Raw genomic sequence first — 15,863 nt, 5'->3', positions numbered from 1 at the left:
CCCGCCATGCACATCGCCATTCTGACTTTTGACGCGTTCAACGAACTGGACTCCCTGATTGCCTACGGCATGTTGAGCCGGATCACCTTGAAAGGTGACGCACAGTGGCGCGTGAGCATTGCCAGCCCGACTGCCAGAGTGACTTCGATGAACGGCTTGGCCATTGAGTCCCATATCAGCCTGGCCGAAGCCAACCAAGCCGATGCAGTGCTGATTGGCAGCGGAATGAAAACGCGCGAAGTGGCCAATGACCCCACGCTATTGGGCCAACTGCAACTCGACCCGACACGCCAACTGATTGCCGCCCAATGCTCCGGCACATTTCTGCTGGCCAAACTAGGCTTGACCGGCCAGATCCCCGCCTGCACCGACCTGACCAGCAAGCCCTGGGTGCAGGCCGCAGGCGTGAACGTGGTCAATCAGGCCTTTTTTGCACGCGGCAATATCGCCACCGCTGGCGGTTGCCTGTCGGCCCAGTACATTTCTGCATGGTTGATTGCACGACTCAAAGGGTTGGACGCAGCCACAGAAGTGCTGCACTATTTCGCGCCGGTGAACGAAAAATCTGAATACGTTGCCCGCGCACTCGCCCACATTGAGCCCAATCTCGCTGAGAACCCGATGGAACAACGCACATGACCCACCCCGCCTTTGCCGCCCTGCCCGAGCCGCCGTATTACGCGGTGATCTTCTCTGCGCTGCGCAAGACCGAGGAAAGTGGCGACGACGGCTACGCGCACATGGCGGAGCGCATGGTGGAGCTGGCCGTCCAGCAGCCCGGCTTTCTGGGCGTGGAGAGCACGCGCGGCAAGGATGGCTTTGGCATCACCGTGTCGTACTGGTCCACACTGGAGGCGATTGCCAACTGGCGCGCGGATGCGGAGCACCAGGTCGCACAGGAAACGGGCAAAGCCCTGTGGTACGAACATTACGAACTGCGCGTCGCGCTGGTCGAAAAAGCTTACGGAAAGAAATAATGACAAACAACACACACTGGACGCTGGCCGCACGCGCCGCGAAGATGAACCCTTCAGTGATCCGCGAGATCCTGAAGGTCACCGAGAAGCCCGGCATCATCAGCTTTGCAGGTGGCCTGCCTTCACCAAAAACCTTCCCGGTCGCCGAGTTTGAAGCGGCCTGTGCCAAGGTGTTGAAAGACGACCCGGCGGGCGCCTTGCAATACGCAGCCAGCGAGGGCTATGCGCCCTTGCGCGACATGGTGGCGGCGCAATTGCCCTGGAATGTGGACCCCGCGCAAATCATGATCACCACCGGCTCGCAGCAAGGTCTGGATCTGGTGGCCAAGGTGCTGATCGATGCAGGCAGCAAAGTGCTGGTCGAATCTCCCACGTATCTGGGCGCCGTGATGGCCTTCACACCGATGGAACCCGACGTCGTGAGCGTTGCCAGCAACGACGACGGCGTGGACATCGCCGACCTGCAGGCCAAATCAAAAGACGCGCGCTTCCTGTATGTGCTGCCCAACTTCCAGAATCCGACCGGCCGCACGATGTCGGAGGCCAGCCGCGCCGCATTGAGCAACGAAGCCGCGCGCACCGGCCTGCCGCTGATGGAAGACAACCCGTATGGCGACCTGTGGTTTGACCAGGCACCGCCTGCGCCGCTGACCGCGCGCAACCCCGAGGGCGGCATTTACCTCGGCTCCTTCTCCAAGGTGCTGGCACCCGGTCTGCGCATGGGTTTTATCGTCGCGCCCAAGGCGGTGTACCCCAAGCTATTGCAGGCCAAGCAGGCGGCCGATTTGCACAGCCCGGGCTTTAACCAACGCATGATTTACGAAGTGATACAAAACGGTTTTCTGGACCGCCATGTGCCGACCATCCGTGCCCTCTACAAATCGCAACGCGATGCAATGCTGCAGGCGCTGGCGAAGCACTTCCCTGCGACCGCGAACCCCGATGACAACCTGCAATGGAACACCCCCGCCGGCGGCATGTTCCTGTGGGCCCGTTTGCCACAGGGCATGAACGCCGTTGACCTGTTGCCGCACGCGGTGGAACAGGGCGTGGCCTTCGTGCCCGGCGCGCCGTTCTATGCGGACCACGGCGATGCGCGCACGATGCGTTTGTCATTTGTGACACCCAGCGTCGAAGAGATTCAGCGTGGTGTGGCTGCACTGGCCCTTGCGATTCAAAGCCAAAGGAAATGACCATGGTGCAAATCTGGGGAAGACTCACATCGCTGAACGTACGCAAAGTCGTTTGGACCGCGCAGGAAGTCGGCGTGCCCTTCACGCGCACCGATGCGGGCATGGCTTTTGGAATTGTCAAAACACCGGAATACCTGGCGCTGAATCCAAACGCGCTGGTGCCCACGCTGCAAGACGGTGATCTGACGCTGTGGGAATCCAACGCCATCGTGCGCTACCTCTGCGCCAAGTACTCCTCCGATGTTTTGTACCCTCTGGACCTGGCAAAACGCTTTGACGCCGAGCGCTGGATGGACTGGCAGCAGACCACGCTGAACCGCGCCAGTGGCGTGGCGTTTATCCAGCTGATCCGTACGCCCGAAGACAAACGCGACCACGCCGCAATTGCGCAATCGGTGGCGGCGATGGCGCCTTTGCTGGCGCAACTCGATCAGCATTTGTCCACGCATGCATACATGACCGGCGACAGCTTCACAATGGCCGATATTCCCGTCGCCTGCGACATCCACCGCTGGTTTGGCCTGCCGCGCGAGCGCGCACCACTGCCGCATCTGGAGCGCTGGTACGCAGCGATCCAGGCGCGCCCCGCAGTGCGCGGCGTGCTGGAATTACCGTTGAGTTAAGGACCCGCAATATGCGCCAACGCCCTTTCAAACAAATGGATGTATTCACGGCCACGCCGTATCTGGGCAACCCGCTCGCCGTTGTGCTCGATGGTGCTGACCTGACCAACGACGATATGCAGGGCTTTGCGCGCTGGAACAACCTGTCCGAAACCACCTTCCTGCTGCCGCCCACACCCGAGGCGGCGGCGGCCGGTGCCGACTACCGTGTGCGCATCTTCACGCCCGGTGGCGAGTTGCCATTTGCTGGCCATCCTACGCTGGGCACGTGCCGCGCCTGGCTGGAGAATGGCGGACAAGCCAAGCGCGCGGACGTGATCGTGCAGCAGTGCGCAAAAGGCCTGGTGCGCATCCGCCGCGACGGCACACAACTGGCGTTCGCCGCGCCTTTGCTTGCACGCAGCAACCCCAGCCCCGCGCTACTGGCCAAGGTGGCCGCTGCGCTGGGCCTGCAGTCGCGCCAGATCGTCGCCGCGCAGTTGCTGGACAACGGCCCGGTCTGGCTGGGTCTGCTGCTGGACCATGAAGACACCGTGCTGCAACTGGAGCCCGACCACAAAGCACTGAAGAATTTGGCGCAAAAAGTGGGTGTAGCCGCCGTAGAACAGGCGCAAGCAGCTCCTAATTTGATAGCGCGCTCAAATCGCGAAGCCCGTGCATTTGGCAGAAATGACGAGAAGGGCGCAGCAACGGAGTCCGCCGAACCGGTGCTGGAAGTACGCGCCTTCGCGGCGCCCATGGGCGTGGACGAAGACCCGGTCACCGGCAGCTTGAACGCCAGCCTGGCGCAATGGTTGATCGCTGACGGGCACCTGCCCGAACGCTACAGCGCGCACCAGGGCACGTGCCTCGGCCGGCGCGGCCGGGTTGCTTTGCAGCGTGATGCTGACAACCAGGTTTGGGTCGGCGGTGACGTCGTCACCTGCATCAGCGGACAGGTCTTGCTATAGCGGCTGTCCCCTGCGCGGCAGCCTGTCCCCCGCTTTACATGCGTATGCACGCTGCAGGCCTTAGATTTGCCGCATGGGAAATCTTTATCTGGTGCGCCACGGGCAGGCCTCTTTTGGCGCTGCCGACTACGACAACCTCAGCGACCTCGGCCACAAGCAGAGCGTGCGACTGGGCGAATACTTTGCATCCAAGGGCCTGACATTCGACGCGGTATTGACCGGCACACTCAAGCGCCATGCACAGACCTGGGCCGGCATTGCAGAAGGCGCAAAGTACAACATGACGCCATTGCTATGGCCCGGACTCAACGAATACGACAGTGACGCCGTCATCAAGACTATTCACCCGACACCGCTGGAAAAGCCGGACTCGCCCGAGATGTACCGGAGCCACTTTCGGCTGCTGCGGGACGCGCTGACGCAATGGATGAACGGAGTGGTCAGCCCGCACGGTATGCCCAGTTATGCAGACTTCGTCACCGGTATTACCAGCGCGCTGGACCATGTGCGGCAGAACCATGAAGGCAATGTGTTGATCGTCTCCAGCGGCGGGCCCATCTCTACCGCCGTGGGCCATCTGCTGGGCACGACACCCGAGACCACCATCGAGCTGAATTTTCGCATCCGCAACAGCTCGGTCACCGAGTTTGCGTTCACGCCCAAGCGCCACATGCTGGTCACGTACAACACGCTGCCGCATCTGGATGCGAAAGAGTTGGAGGATTGGGTTACCTATTCCTGAGCCTATGTATCATGGGGCATTGATCCCGTGGGAGTGGGCTTATGGCGAATCGCCGCATATTTCTGCAATCCGCAGTCGCTGCCGGGCTTATGCCCGCGTGGTCAGCCCATGCAGTCACGCCGTTACGGATGGCGTACTTCGAAACAAATAGCCCCCTGAGTTTCCGCCCCGACGGCCCCGCGCTGCGCGGCATCCTGCCTGATGTGATTGGCGAAGTGCTCAGCCGTATGGGCATGTCGGTGGAGCACACCGGCTACCCGTGGACGCGTGCGCAGCTGCTGGTGAAAAACAACGAGCAGGACGCGATCTGCACCATTGCCACGCCGGAGCGGCTGGAATACGCGGTCGCCGCGCAGGAACCCGTCGCCTCCGCACCGCGGCGCGTGTTCGCGCGGGCTGACTGTCCGTTGTTGCCCAAGCTGAGACAAGCGCGCACGCTGGACGAGTTGCGCGCACTGAACCCGGTCGTCGTGTCCTATTCCGGCAACGGTTGGGCAAAGACCAATCTGGAAGGCATTTTCAAACTCGAGTCCGGTATCAACTTCGAAACTGCACTGAAGATGCTGGTGGCACGCCGCGGCGACGTGATGATCGACAACGCACTGACCATGCAATACAGCCTGCAGCGCACCGAGGGCGCGGCCGAGGTGGTGATGCTGCCGACCGATCTGGAGACGTCGCACTTCCAGTTACTGGTGGGCAAGAAGTCTCCCCATGTTGCGATGCTGCCCGCCTTTGACACGGCACTGCGCCAGTTCAAGAAGACGCCCGCGTACCAAAAGATTTTTCAGACCTATGGTGTACAGCTTTAAGCGCGCACTCTGCGTAGCGGCCCTATGGGCGGGCGCAAGCCTTGGCAGTCATGCGCAAGACCTGCGCACCAACACGCTGGGCATGGCGCTGGTGCGCATACCGGCAGGCGAATTCCTGATGGGCAGCGACGAGCCCATTGCATCGCTGCAAAAAGACTACCCGCTGATGGAGCGCGAGCGGCTCGAAGACTTGCGCGACGAAGCACCGGTACACCGCGTGCGCATCACCAAAGATTTTTACCTGGGCCGCACCGAGGTGACGGTGGGCCAGTTCAAACAGTTTCTTCAAGCCTCTGGTTACGTGCCGGAGTCGATTGCCGACGGCACTGGTGGCTACGGCTACAACCCGCAGTACACGGCCGACCCGGCCGAGCGCAGCGAACAGTTCGAAGGCCGCAATGTGCGCTACAACTGGCGCAACCCGGGCTTCCCGCAGACTGACGACCACCCGGTGGTCAACATCACCTGGAACGACGCGCTAGCGATGGCCCAATGGCTCAGCAAGACCGAGGGCAAGACTTATCGCTTGCCTACCGAAGCCGAATGGGAATACGCCGCACGCGCCGGGACGCGCACCCGCTATGCCAGCGGCGATGATCCGAAGAGCCTGCTGAAGATTGCCAACGTCTTTGACACCGCGTCGAAAAAGCAATGGCCCAAATTTGCGCAGCATGCGCTCCAGGGCAGCGACGGCTATGCGTTCACGGCGCCCGTCGCCAGCTTTGCACCGAATGCGTTTGGCGTGTACGACATGCATGGCAATGCCTGGGAGTGGACGGCCGATTTATACGACGAGCACTACTACGCGCGATCACCGGTCGATGATCCGCAAGGCCCGCGCGAAGGCCGAAACTATGTGCGCCGCGGCGGCTCCTGGCATACCTGGCCGCTGTACTTGCGCTCCAGCTATCGCAACTGGAATTCACCGCAGACGCGGTATGTGTTGGTGGGGATGCGGTTGGTGATGGAGGCTTCTGATCCTGTTATCTCTCCGGTGCGTTAAAGACCTTTCTTTCGCCGCGGACGGTGCTGGGTAAGCCCCAAAGCGAATGTCCCCCGGGGCCGTGAGGGCCCCTCCTCCTTGATTTCGCAATGGGACTCACCCCGCACCATCCGCTTGAGGATTTGTCACCCCAGAAATGCATTGGGGTCAGTCGTGTGCCAGCCCCGCGCTAGATCAGGTGGGTTGGGTGCTCCCCGCAGCGAAATCAAGGGGGAGGGCCCTCACGGCCCGGAGGACATTCGCGGAGGGGAGTACCCGACACGCGTGATCCCGAGGGGAAGTTAACCCAGACTCAAAGAAAAACTAAACGTCCGAAGCCGGAGCAGTACGAGGCAGTCGCAACACAAAGCAGGCCCCGCGCCCAACCGGGCTGTCCACGCGAATCTGACCGCCCAAGGTTTTGGTGACCAGGTTGTAAACAATGTTCAGTCCCAAGCCGCTACCGCCCTGTCCGAGCTTGGTCGTGAAGAACGGATCGAACACGCGGGCGATGTTGGCGGGGGGAATGCCGTTGCCGTCGTCGCGTACGGTGAATTCGATCCAGGCTTCGTCCAGGGTTTTCGCTTCCAGATAAATATTGCCCGACTGGTCTTCGCGAAAGGCATGAAGCACTGCGTTGTTGATCAGGTTGGTCAGCACCTGACCGAACGGGCCAGGGTAGCTTTCCAGGAACACTTCATTCGGCACGGTGCTGTGCACCGTGTGCCGGGTCTTGCGCATGCTGGGGCCAAGCGTCAGCAAAATCTCGTGCACAGTTTCGCTCAGGCGGAATACACGACGGTTCAAGCTGCTCTGATCGACGGCTACCTGCTTGAAGCTGGACACCAATTCAGCCGCCTGGCGCAAGCCACTCATCAGAATGGCGGCACCCTCGCGGGTGTTGTTGACGAACTGCTCCAGTCGGCTCTTGGTCAGGCCCTTGGCCATGTGTTCGCCAAACTCCGCTGTCTGGTCTTGCAAGGTGCTGGCCACCGTCAGGCTGTTGCCGATGGGGGTATTGAGTTCGTGCGCAATACCGGCTACCAGCGAGCCCAACGCAGAGAGTTTTTCGGTGCGTACCAGCTCGGACTGCGCCGCCGTCAGGCTCTCCAGCGCACCGCTGAGTTCGCGCGTGCGTTCGTCCACGCGCTTTTCCAGGCTGGCGTTGAGTTGCAGGATGTTCTCTTCGTATTTGGCCTTGGCGGTGATGTCTTCCCAGGCCAGAATCAACAGCGCCTCTTCATCCACGGTGATGACGCGGCCTGATATTTCGCACAAAATTTCTTGGCGCCCATCACCACCAATCACGGTGGTCACAAAAGCGGTGACGTCCTGGTGGACCTCCAACATGGCCAGCAACCGGGCTCGGTCTTCCAGGCTTTTGTAGAGGACCAGATTCACGCCACTGGCGCCCATGACGTCGGCGCGTTCACGCCCGAACAATTTGGTCCAAGCCTTGTTGACGTCCAGCAGTGTGACGTCCTTGCCGCGGCGCGACACCGACAGCGCGACCGGTGATGCGTCAAAGATCGCCGCGAACTTGGCCTGGCTCAGGCCCAGCGCTTGCTCGGCGCGCAGGCGCTCGGTCAGCTCGTTTTGCAGCGCTGCGGTTTTGGCATCGCGCTCGGCAATCAGCTTGGCCAGATCGGTACGCATGCTCTCCATGCTGCGCGCCAGTTCACCAATTTCGTCGTCGCGTGCCATGGCAATAGGCTGGTCCAGCTCGCCGCGCGCCAGTTGCAGTGCACCACCTTGCAGCGAACGCAGAGGCCGCATCATGCGACGGTCAAACAGCCACCAGATCACCGCAAACGAAATCGACACCTGCGCCACCAGCGAGGCCGCCAGCTTGTACAGGTCGAACATGAACTCGCGCTGAATACGCCCAGCCGTCAGCTCCACCACCAGTCGGCCCACGCGCGATCCGTTATAGGTGACGTCGCGCTCTTCCTTCAGTATCTGACCATCGGGCACGGGCGAGACCTGCTTGCGCACGAACACTTCCTTGTATTCGTCAGTGACGGTGACGCTCACCACGTCGGGGTTGCGCATCACGGCATCGACCAGTTCGGTGGCCACGCCGCGGTCCACATTCCAGATGGCAACCGCCACGCCCCGCGACAGCACGTCGGCGTATTGCAGCATGGGCGCACGCACACGCAAATTGATCTGGTCATCCAGACGATTGACGATCTGGAAGTACGCCAGTACCAGTGCAGGCAGCAGGATCGCCAGGCCCGCGCCCAGTAACAGCGTCTGCCGAAGCGACAGACCCTTGCCGCGGCGCACGGCGTCCTGGGATTGGCTGCTGGTTGTCTGCATAGGCTAAGTGGCGTTTGGCTGCACAGTATGCCCGAGCCTATCCGTTCCGTGTCGACAGCCCTTATGATTTCTGTATGCCAAAAACTAGCGCCCCCACGCTCTGCCGCCATGCGGGTCGCTGCCCCCCAAAGGGGCCAACTCACCTTGGGGCGGCCCGGCGGTGAGTTCCCCCTCAATCCGCAACGCCACCGGTGACTCATTCTTTGCGTGGGATGGCGATACTTTAATCGTCAACATCCTGGGTAAACCTGCCGCCAACAAGGACGCTATTGGCAAACCCAAGGGCACACAACTCAAGGTCAGTGTGACCGCCCAACCCAAGGATGGTCGCGCTACCGACCACATGGTGCGCTTTCTGGCACCGCTGTTCGGCGTACCGACCTCGGCCATTGAGGTCGTTTTCGGTCAGGAAAGCATTCACAAGCAACTGCGCATCAAGGCGCCGACCCAACTACCCCCTGTTTTCACTGGGAAACCCTGATCGCCGACAATGGCGCATGTTGACGCCTTTCCCGCGCTCGCTGCGCTTTGCACCTGTTGCCCCCATGCTGAAATTCTTCCTGCGATTTGCTACTGTTTTGGTAGCTGCTTACGCAATCCACACGGGCGTTACAGCCCAAAATAGCCTTACCAACGCCAATGGCAACGGCCCTGTCTCGGCGGTCGTGCAGACCGACCAGGTGCGCGCCGAATTGATAGCCCACGCGCCACAGGGCATTGATCCCGGAAAGACCGTCTGGGTCGGACTGCAACTGACGCACCAACCCCATTGGCACACCTACTGGAAAAACCCCGGCGACTCCGGCCTGCCCACGACGCTGGACTGGAAGCTGCCCGCCGGTGTACAGGCGGGCGCGATCTCCTGGCCGGCACCGGAAAAAATTGCGATCGGCAGCCTGGCCAACTTTGGCTACGAAGGCACCGTGCTGTTGGCCGTGCCACTGACGATTGGCCCGGAGTTCCGCGGCACCGGCGTGTTGGGCGATCTGGAAGTAAAGCTGAACGCGAGCTGGTTGGTGTGTCGCCAGGAATGCATTCCGCAGGACGGCGACTTTGTATTGCGCATCCCTGCGCGCGGCTCGATGGCGATGCACGGCGCGGCGTTTGACGCCACGCTGGCCTCGGCACCCAAGGCCCACACTGGCACCGTGTCCGCCCGCATTGAGAACGGCAGCCTGCGCTTGCAAGTGGCTGGCTTGCCCACCGCATGGCAAGGCAAGGCGCTGACCGCGCTGCCGGAGATCAGCGAAGTGGCCGAGTCCAACTTGGTGCCTTTCAGCAAGGACAAAGTTGTCAACGGCTCAGGCGTTCAAACCGCCACCCAAAGTTGGGAAGGCAATGTCTGGACCGCGAACATGCCACTGTCTGCCCAGCGTAGCGCCAGCCCCGCGGTGTTACCGGTGGTACTGATTGCTGGCAAAGAAAACTTGCGTGTGGAGATGCCGGTCAGCGGCGCTTGGCCTGCCGTGGCGGGTGGTGCGGCAGCGCAAGCCGCTCCAGCGTCCGCCAGCACCCCCGCAGATTTCGGCGCCTGGTTATTTGCGCTGGGCGCGGCGCTGTTGGGCGGGCTGATCCTGAATCTGATGCCCTGCGTGTTCCCGGTGCTGGCCATCAAGGTGCTGGGCTTTGCCGGCCATGCAGGCCATACGACGAAATCGCAACGCTTGCAAGGCCTGGCCTACACCGCCGGTGTCGTGCTGTCTTTCATGGCGCTGGGCGGGCTGATGCTGGCGCTGCGCGCCGGTGGCGAGCAACTGGGCTGGGGCTTTCAATTGCAATCGCCCGGCGTCATCACCGTGCTGGCTGTGTTGTTCACTCTGTTGGGCCTGAATTTGGTCGGCCTGCTGGAAGTCGGCAACATCCTGCCCAGCGGCCTGGCATCGATGCAGTTCCGCCATCCGGTAGGCGATGCGTTTTTGTCCGGTGTATTGGCCGTCGCTATTGCATCGCCTTGTACCGCGCCTTTCATGGGCGCGTCGCTGGGCTACGCAATCGCGCTGCCTGCGGGTCAAGCGCTGGGCATTTTTGCCGCGCTGGGTCTGGGGCTCGCATTGCCTTTCCTGATCGCCAGCTGGGTGCCGCAAATCGGCAACTGGATGCCACGCCCAGGGCCATGGATGGTGCAACTGCGTGGCTTCATGGCGTTCCCGATGTGGGCGACGGTCGTGTGGCTGCTGTGGGTGCTGGGACACTTGAGCGGTGTCGACGGCGCAGCCAGCTTGTTGGCATTGTTGCTGATGCTGGCGCTGCTGGCCTGGTCGCTGAGCCTGGTGGGCCGCGCGCGCTGGGTGTTTGCTACTATTTCGATAGCTGCTCTCGCGCTGTTGGCGGGCGCTATTGGCCAGAACATCTTCAAGCTGGAAGACAACACGGCGCCTGCGGCGGGCGCTGCAACGACATGGCAACCCTGGAGCACCGAGCGCGTGCAAACCGAGTTGGCGCAGGGCAAGCCCGTGTTCGTGGACTTCACCGCGGCCTGGTGTATCACCTGCCAGTACAACAAGAAGACCACGCTGGCCAACGCCGATGTGGTCGGCGACTTTGCGGCGAAAAAGGTCACGCTGATGCGCGCCGACTGGACGCGCCGCGACCCCGCCATCACGCAGGCCCTGACGGCGCTGGGCCGCACCGGCGTGCCGGTCTATGTGCTGTACCAGGCAGGCAAGCCCCCGGTGGTGCTGTCAGAGCTGATCAGCGTGAGCGAAGTGCGCACTGCACTGCAAAGCCTGTGAACACAGCAGAGCTTCTGGCCCAGCCCCGCACCGTAGCGGTGGTCGGCCTGTCGCCCAAACCGCACCGCGACAGTTTTCGGGTGTCGCAATACATGCAGACACAAGGCTGGCGCATCGTGCCCATCAACCCGGTGGCGGCGGCCAGTGGCACGCCCATCCTGGGCGAAAAAGTCTATGCCACGCTCACTGAAGCTGCGCGTGACCATAGGATCGAACTGGTAGACGTGTTTCGCAATAGCGCCGACGTGCCGCCGGTGATCGACGAAACCATCGCGATAGGCGCACCTGCGGTCTGGTTGCAGTTGGGCGTTGTGCACGAGGCCGCAACGGCCAAGGCCCGCGCCGCAGGCCTGCTGGTGGTGGAAGACCACTGCCTGATGGTGGAGCACCGCCGCGCCGCGGCAGCCCGCGGCTAGTGCCTTAAGCGTTGCCGATCAGGCGCGACAGATCGCGGCTGAGCAAAAGCGGGTCGTCGGAGTTGCGCGCCACCAGTTGGCGCAAGTGGGTGATGCTGTCCAAATCAATATTCACACAGCGCAAGCCCAGACAGTGCCCCTGTGTGCGGGCGACTGCCACGTCCATCGCAATAAAGGCTGTAGGCATCAGCGTCAGACGCAAACGTCCGCGCGTACCCACGGCACCGAACATGCCGGATGGCGCTTCCACCAGCGCGCCCTGCAACGAAATATCCAGCAGGCGCACCTCGCGGATGTTCCCTGCCAGATTCAGACGTGCCGGCGTTTGCACCAGCGAACGGAAAAACCGACGGTTCGCGCTCGCAATAGCCACGGGGCTGACGTCCACAGGACGCGCCTTTCGAAGATTTTGCCAAGCCTTGAACAACATGCCCCATGGTAGCGCAAGGCATGCTGCGACAATTGGCCCCATGAATCCAACGCACATCGCCCCCGGCACCTTTGAGGGCCTGCACAACGCCACATTCCTGCGCGCTTGCCTGCGCCAGGCCACCGCCCACACCCCCGTCTGGCTGATGCGCCAGGCAGGCCGCTATTTGCCCGAATATGTGGCCACCCGCGCCAAGGCCGGCAGCTTCATGGGCCTGGCGACCAACACCGACTACGCCACCGAAGTCACGCTGCAGCCGCTGGAACGCTACCCGCTGGACGCAGCCATTTTGTTCAGCGACATCCTGACCATTCCGGACGCGATGGGACTTGGTCTGTCGTTTGCCCAGGGCGAAGGCCCGCGCTTTGCCAGCCCCGTGCGTGACGAAGCCGCAGTTGCCAAGCTGGCCGTGCCCGATATGGAAAAACTGCGTTATGTGTTTGACGCAGTCTCCAGCATCCGCAAGGCGCTGACGCAGGACGGCAAGGGCCGCGTGCCGCTGATCGGCTTCTCCGGCAGCCCGTGGACGCTTGCCTGCTACATGGTTGAGGGCGCAGGCTCGGACGACTACCGGCTGGTCAAAACCATGCTCTACAGCCGCCCGGACCTGATGCACAAAATGTTGCAAATCAATGCCGACTCGGTGGCCGCCTATCTGAACGCCCAGATCGATGCGGGCGCGCAGGCGGTGATGATTTTTGACAGCTGGGGCGGCGTGCTAGCCGATGGCGCGTTCCAGACCTTCAGCATGGCCTATACGGCACGTGTGCTGGCGCAACTGAAACGCACCGGCCCGAACGGCGAAACCATCCCACGTATCGTGTTCACCAAAGGCGGGGGTCTGTGGCTGCAGGAGATGGCGGCGCTGGACTGCGACGTGCTGGGCGTGGACTGGACAGTGAATCTGGGCAAAGCCCGCGCACTGGTCGGCGGCGCTGAAAACGGCCCCGGCAAGGCGCTGCAGGGCAATATCGATCCGAACGTGCTGTTTGCCCCACCCGCCCAAATTGGTACGGAAGTGGCCCGTGTTTTGGACAGCTTTGGCGCGCCCTATCAAGGTGCAGGCAGCGGCCCGACCCACATCTTTAATCTCGGCCACGGCATAAGTCAGTACACGCCTCCCGAGCATGTAGCGGCCTTGGTGGATGCGGTTCATACGCATTCACGGGGCTTGCGGGCGTAACTGCATAGCACTTTTTTGGACGCTTTCAAACGCAGCAAACTAAACTTATGCACAAAAATGATAGCAGTGCCCCCGGGTCAACCCTGATTCGGGCGCAGACCGCTATAAAAGCAATAGCGCCAGTAAGTCATTGATTCATAAGGGTTTTGATTTTTGCTTTTTTTGCGGGCATTCCAGCCAAAGCCTTGATTTACAAGGCTTTGGCATGCTCCATGACAATATATCAACAAAGTTATCCACAGAATTGATGAATGTCCTGTAAAGCACTTTGAAATCAAGCACTTAGCGCCCATTTCGCCAGTTCACATCAACTTTTCTCCTCAAGTGCTCCCAAGTCTGCTCCCCTGCAAGCTCACGCCATGAGTCACTGGATTTGCGTTCTGGTGCAAACGCCAGCCCACGCGGCGATGGGTTCGGTGTTGACCTATCGAAGTGAGCTGGCACTACCGCCCGGCACACTGGTACGCGTACCACTGGGCAAGCGCGAAACCCTGGGTTTGGTCTGGGATCCGCAGGCCGCCAATGCGACGGGCGAGCTCGATCCGGAAAAAATCCGCGCGATAGCGGGTGTATTGGAAGGCGTTACGCCTTTGAGCGCCGATTGGCAACAGCTGCTGACCTTTGCCGCGCAGTATTACCAGCGCTCCGTCGGTGAGGTTGCGCTCGCCGCGCTGCCGCCCCAATTGCGCGATCTGACACCAGTGCAAATGGAACGGCGCTTGAAGCGCAAGCCCAAGGCGCAATCTGACGTACCGCCTGCCTTGACCACTCCAACCCATACCCCTGAGCAAGCCCATGCGCTGGCGCAGATTGCGGGCCACAGCGGCCCCTTCCTGCTATTCGGCGCGACTGGCAGCGGCAAGACCGAGGTGTATCTGCAGAGCGTGCAGGATTTGCTGGCTGCGGACCCGGACGCACAGGCGCTGGTGATGGTGCCCGAGATCAATCTGACGCCACAGCTCGAAGCGCGCTTTATCGAACGCTTTGCGCCGCTGTATGGCGCAGAGTCTGTCGTGTCCATGCACAGCGGCATGACCAACCCGCAGCGCCTCAAGGCCTGGCTGTCCGCGCACAGCGGTAACGCCCGTATCGTGCTGGGCACGCGCATGGCAGTGTTTGCCAGCCTGCCCAAGCTGCGCCTGATCGTCGTCGACGAAGAGCACGACCCCAGCTACAAGAGCAGCGAAGGCGCCCGCTATTCGGCGCGCGATCTGGCGGTCTATCGCGGCAAGCTCGAAGGCGCCAAGGTCATTCTGGGTTCGGCCACGCCGTCGCTGGAGAGTTGGCACCAAAGCCGCCCGGCAGCGGAGGGTGGGCGCTACCTGCGGCTGCATATGCCGTCGCGCGTCGGAGCAGACGCCAAATTGCCGCTAGTAAGGCGCGTGGACATGAACCACCAGCCCCGCAAGGCCGTGTTTTCGATACCGCTGCTGGAAGCGATCAAGGAACGCGTGGGTCGTGGCGAGCAGTGCATGGTTTTTTTGAACCGGCGGGGCTATGCACCGGTGTTGCATTGCAGCGCGTGCGACTGGAAAAGCCAGTGCCCGCATTGCTCTGCGTTTCGCGTGTTCCACAAGATCGACCGCACGCTGCGCTGCCACCACTGCGGCTTTACCGAACGCGTGCCACGCGCCTGCCCGAGTTGTGGCAACCCTGACATCGCGCCGCTGGGCCGCGGTACCGAGCAACTGGAAGAACACCTGGCCGAGCTGCTGGCGGATGTGAAGCGCGCGGGTTCCGTCACCGCCGACAAACCCGACGGTGAGCCACTGCGCATCGCACGGATTGACGCCGACAGCACGCGCCTCAAAGGCGCGCTGGAAGAGCAGCTTGCAGCCGTGCACGCCGGTGATGTAGACGTCTTGGTCGGCACGCAGATGATCGCCAAGGGCCATGACTTCCGCCGCATCACGCTGGTCGCTGCGGTCAACCCGGATGGCGCTTTGTTCTCCAGCGACTTCAGAGCACCCGAACGCTTGTTCAGCCTGCTGATGCAAGCTGCAGGGCGCGCCGGACGCGACGCCACAACCGGCGCCAGCAGCGAGGTCTGGATACAAACTTTCCAGCCCGCGCACCCGTTGTACGCCGCACTCAAAGCCCACGATTACCCGAGCTTTGCGAAGCAACAATTGCTCGAGCGCGAGCAGGCCAACCTGCCACCGTTCAGTGCGCAAGCCCTGGTGCGTGCAGACGCACGCACGCAGGAAACGGCGCAGGAGTTCCTGAACACAGCGCGCGCCTTCGCACAAGGCCCCATGCGCGAGTGGGATGGCTGGGCCGCCGTGCTGGACCAGATCACGGTCTACCCTGCCGTGCCCATGAGCATCCAGCGAGTTGCCGATATCGAGCGCGCACAGATGCTGATCGAAAGCCCGTCGCGCTCCGCGCTGCAACAGTTTTTGACGGCTTGGCAGGACGTCCTGCAATCCACGCGCACCGGGCCTGAAGGCAAGGGCCTGATCCGCTGGGCAATTGATGTAGACCCGCTGGCGATTTGAGCG

15 protein-coding genes are annotated in these 15,863 nt (G+C 61.9%); 13 read left to right on the top strand and 2 right to left on the bottom strand.

The features are described from left to right. Positions 1-6: 6 nt before the first annotated feature. From AC1DV6_RS16030 to AC1DV6_RS15995, 8 genes are all read left to right on the top strand, one after another. Positions 7-639, top strand: coding sequence for a DJ-1/PfpI family protein (locus AC1DV6_RS16030; protein ID WP_477979152.1), 633 nt, complete (start codon positions 7-9; stop codon positions 637-639). After that, positions 636-977, top strand: a complete 342-nt coding sequence (locus AC1DV6_RS16025; RefSeq protein WP_477979150.1) for an antibiotic biosynthesis monooxygenase family protein — start codon at positions 636-638, stop codon at positions 975-977. The genes AC1DV6_RS16030 and AC1DV6_RS16025 overlap by 4 nt, the downstream gene beginning before the upstream one ends. Next, the gene (locus AC1DV6_RS16020; RefSeq protein WP_477979148.1) at positions 977-2,170 is read left to right on the top strand and encodes an aminotransferase-like domain-containing protein; all 1,194 of its coding nucleotides are present in this window, start codon (positions 977-979) and stop codon (positions 2,168-2,170) included. The genes AC1DV6_RS16025 and AC1DV6_RS16020 overlap by 1 nt, the downstream gene beginning before the upstream one ends. Before the next feature lie 2 nt (positions 2,171-2,172). Then, positions 2,173-2,793, top strand: a complete 621-nt coding sequence (locus tag AC1DV6_RS16015; protein WP_477979146.1) for a glutathione S-transferase family protein — start codon at positions 2,173-2,175, stop codon at positions 2,791-2,793. 11 nt (positions 2,794-2,804) lie between these two features. Next, positions 2,805-3,743, top strand: coding sequence for a PhzF family phenazine biosynthesis protein (locus AC1DV6_RS16010; protein WP_477979144.1), 939 nt, complete (start codon positions 2,805-2,807; stop codon positions 3,741-3,743). A 73-nt stretch (positions 3,744-3,816) separates the two neighbouring features. Beyond that, on the top strand, positions 3,817-4,485 hold the full coding sequence (locus tag AC1DV6_RS16005) for a histidine phosphatase family protein (RefSeq protein WP_477979142.1): 669 nt from the start codon (positions 3,817-3,819) through the stop codon (positions 4,483-4,485). A 41-nt stretch (positions 4,486-4,526) separates the two neighbouring features. Continuing rightward, positions 4,527-5,297: a substrate-binding periplasmic protein gene (locus tag AC1DV6_RS16000; RefSeq protein ID WP_477979140.1), complete on the top strand. Its 771-nt coding sequence runs from the start codon at positions 4,527-4,529 to the stop codon at positions 5,295-5,297. Beyond that, positions 5,281-6,300: a formylglycine-generating enzyme family protein gene (locus AC1DV6_RS15995; protein ID WP_477979138.1), complete on the top strand. Its 1,020-nt coding sequence runs from the start codon at positions 5,281-5,283 to the stop codon at positions 6,298-6,300. Before AC1DV6_RS16000 ends, AC1DV6_RS15995 begins: the two co-directional genes overlap by 17 nt. 303 nt (positions 6,301-6,603) lie before the next feature. Here the strand turns inward: AC1DV6_RS15995 and AC1DV6_RS15990 are convergent, their stop codons facing one another. Further along, the gene (locus AC1DV6_RS15990) at positions 6,604-8,601 is read right to left on the bottom strand and encodes an ATP-binding protein (RefSeq protein WP_477979136.1); all 1,998 of its coding nucleotides are present in this window, start codon (positions 8,599-8,601) and stop codon (positions 6,604-6,606) included. A 160-nt stretch (positions 8,602-8,761) separates the two neighbouring features. Between AC1DV6_RS15990 and AC1DV6_RS15985 the strand changes: the two genes are divergently transcribed. From AC1DV6_RS15985 to AC1DV6_RS15975, 3 genes are read left to right on the top strand one after another with little or no spacing between them, the layout of a single operon-like run. Continuing rightward, positions 8,762-9,082 carry a DUF167 domain-containing protein gene (locus AC1DV6_RS15985; protein WP_477979134.1) on the top strand — a complete coding sequence of 107 codons (321 nt, stop codon included), beginning with the start codon at positions 8,762-8,764 and terminating at the stop codon, positions 9,080-9,082. Between the two features lie 16 nt (positions 9,083-9,098). Next, on the top strand, positions 9,099-11,333 hold the full coding sequence (locus AC1DV6_RS15980) for a protein-disulfide reductase DsbD family protein (RefSeq protein ID WP_477979132.1): 2,235 nt from the start codon (positions 9,099-9,101) through the stop codon (positions 11,331-11,333). Next, positions 11,330-11,749 carry a CoA-binding protein gene (locus AC1DV6_RS15975; RefSeq protein ID WP_477979130.1) on the top strand — a complete coding sequence of 140 codons (420 nt, stop codon included), beginning with the start codon at positions 11,330-11,332 and terminating at the stop codon, positions 11,747-11,749. The genes AC1DV6_RS15980 and AC1DV6_RS15975 overlap by 4 nt, the downstream gene beginning before the upstream one ends. 4 nt (positions 11,750-11,753) lie before the next feature. Here the strand turns inward: AC1DV6_RS15975 and AC1DV6_RS15970 are convergent, their stop codons facing one another. Next, positions 11,754-12,137, bottom strand: a complete 384-nt coding sequence (locus AC1DV6_RS15970; protein ID WP_477979128.1) for a PilZ domain-containing protein — start codon at positions 12,135-12,137, stop codon at positions 11,754-11,756. A gap of 82 nt (positions 12,138-12,219) precedes the next feature. Between AC1DV6_RS15970 and hemE the strand changes: the two genes are divergently transcribed. Both hemE and priA read left to right on the top strand, forming a co-directional pair. Next, positions 12,220-13,362, top strand: a complete 1,143-nt coding sequence (gene hemE, locus AC1DV6_RS15965) for a uroporphyrinogen decarboxylase (protein WP_477979126.1) — start codon at positions 12,220-12,222, stop codon at positions 13,360-13,362. Positions 13,363-13,721: 359 nt separating this feature from the next. After that, positions 13,722-15,860 (top strand): replication restart helicase PriA, encoded by a 2,139-nt coding sequence (priA, locus tag AC1DV6_RS15960; RefSeq protein ID WP_477979124.1) that lies wholly within the window; start codon positions 13,722-13,724, stop codon positions 15,858-15,860. Positions 15,861-15,863 lie beyond the last annotated feature (3 nt).

The sequence above is a fragment of the Rhodoferax sp. P2_H8_2 genome, from assembly GCF_056403235.1.
This window is presented reverse-complemented; position numbering and strand designations above follow the sequence as displayed.

Coding starts and splice junctions, on each gene's coding strand:
- AC1DV6_RS16030 (WP_477979152.1), top strand. CDS start 7: ATGCACATCGCCATTCTGACTTTTGACGCGTTCAACGAACTGGACTCC.
- AC1DV6_RS16025 (WP_477979150.1), top strand. CDS start 636: ATGACCCACCCCGCCTTTGCCGCCCTGCCCGAGCCGCCGTATTACGCG.
- AC1DV6_RS16020 (WP_477979148.1), top strand. CDS start 977: ATGACAAACAACACACACTGGACGCTGGCCGCACGCGCCGCGAAGATG.
- AC1DV6_RS16015 (WP_477979146.1), top strand. CDS start 2,173: ATGGTGCAAATCTGGGGAAGACTCACATCGCTGAACGTACGCAAAGTC.
- AC1DV6_RS16010 (WP_477979144.1), top strand. CDS start 2,805: ATGCGCCAACGCCCTTTCAAACAAATGGATGTATTCACGGCCACGCCG.
- AC1DV6_RS16005 (WP_477979142.1), top strand. CDS start 3,817: ATGGGAAATCTTTATCTGGTGCGCCACGGGCAGGCCTCTTTTGGCGCT.
- AC1DV6_RS16000 (WP_477979140.1), top strand. CDS start 4,527: ATGGCGAATCGCCGCATATTTCTGCAATCCGCAGTCGCTGCCGGGCTT.
- AC1DV6_RS15995 (WP_477979138.1), top strand. CDS start 5,281: ATGGTGTACAGCTTTAAGCGCGCACTCTGCGTAGCGGCCCTATGGGCG.
- AC1DV6_RS15990 (WP_477979136.1), bottom strand. CDS start 8,601: ATGCAGACAACCAGCAGCCAATCCCAGGACGCCGTGCGCCGCGGCAAG.
- AC1DV6_RS15980 (WP_477979132.1), top strand. CDS start 9,099: ATGTTGACGCCTTTCCCGCGCTCGCTGCGCTTTGCACCTGTTGCCCCC.
- hemE (WP_477979126.1), top strand. CDS start 12,220: ATGAATCCAACGCACATCGCCCCCGGCACCTTTGAGGGCCTGCACAAC.
- priA (WP_477979124.1), top strand. CDS start 13,722: ATGAGTCACTGGATTTGCGTTCTGGTGCAAACGCCAGCCCACGCGGCG.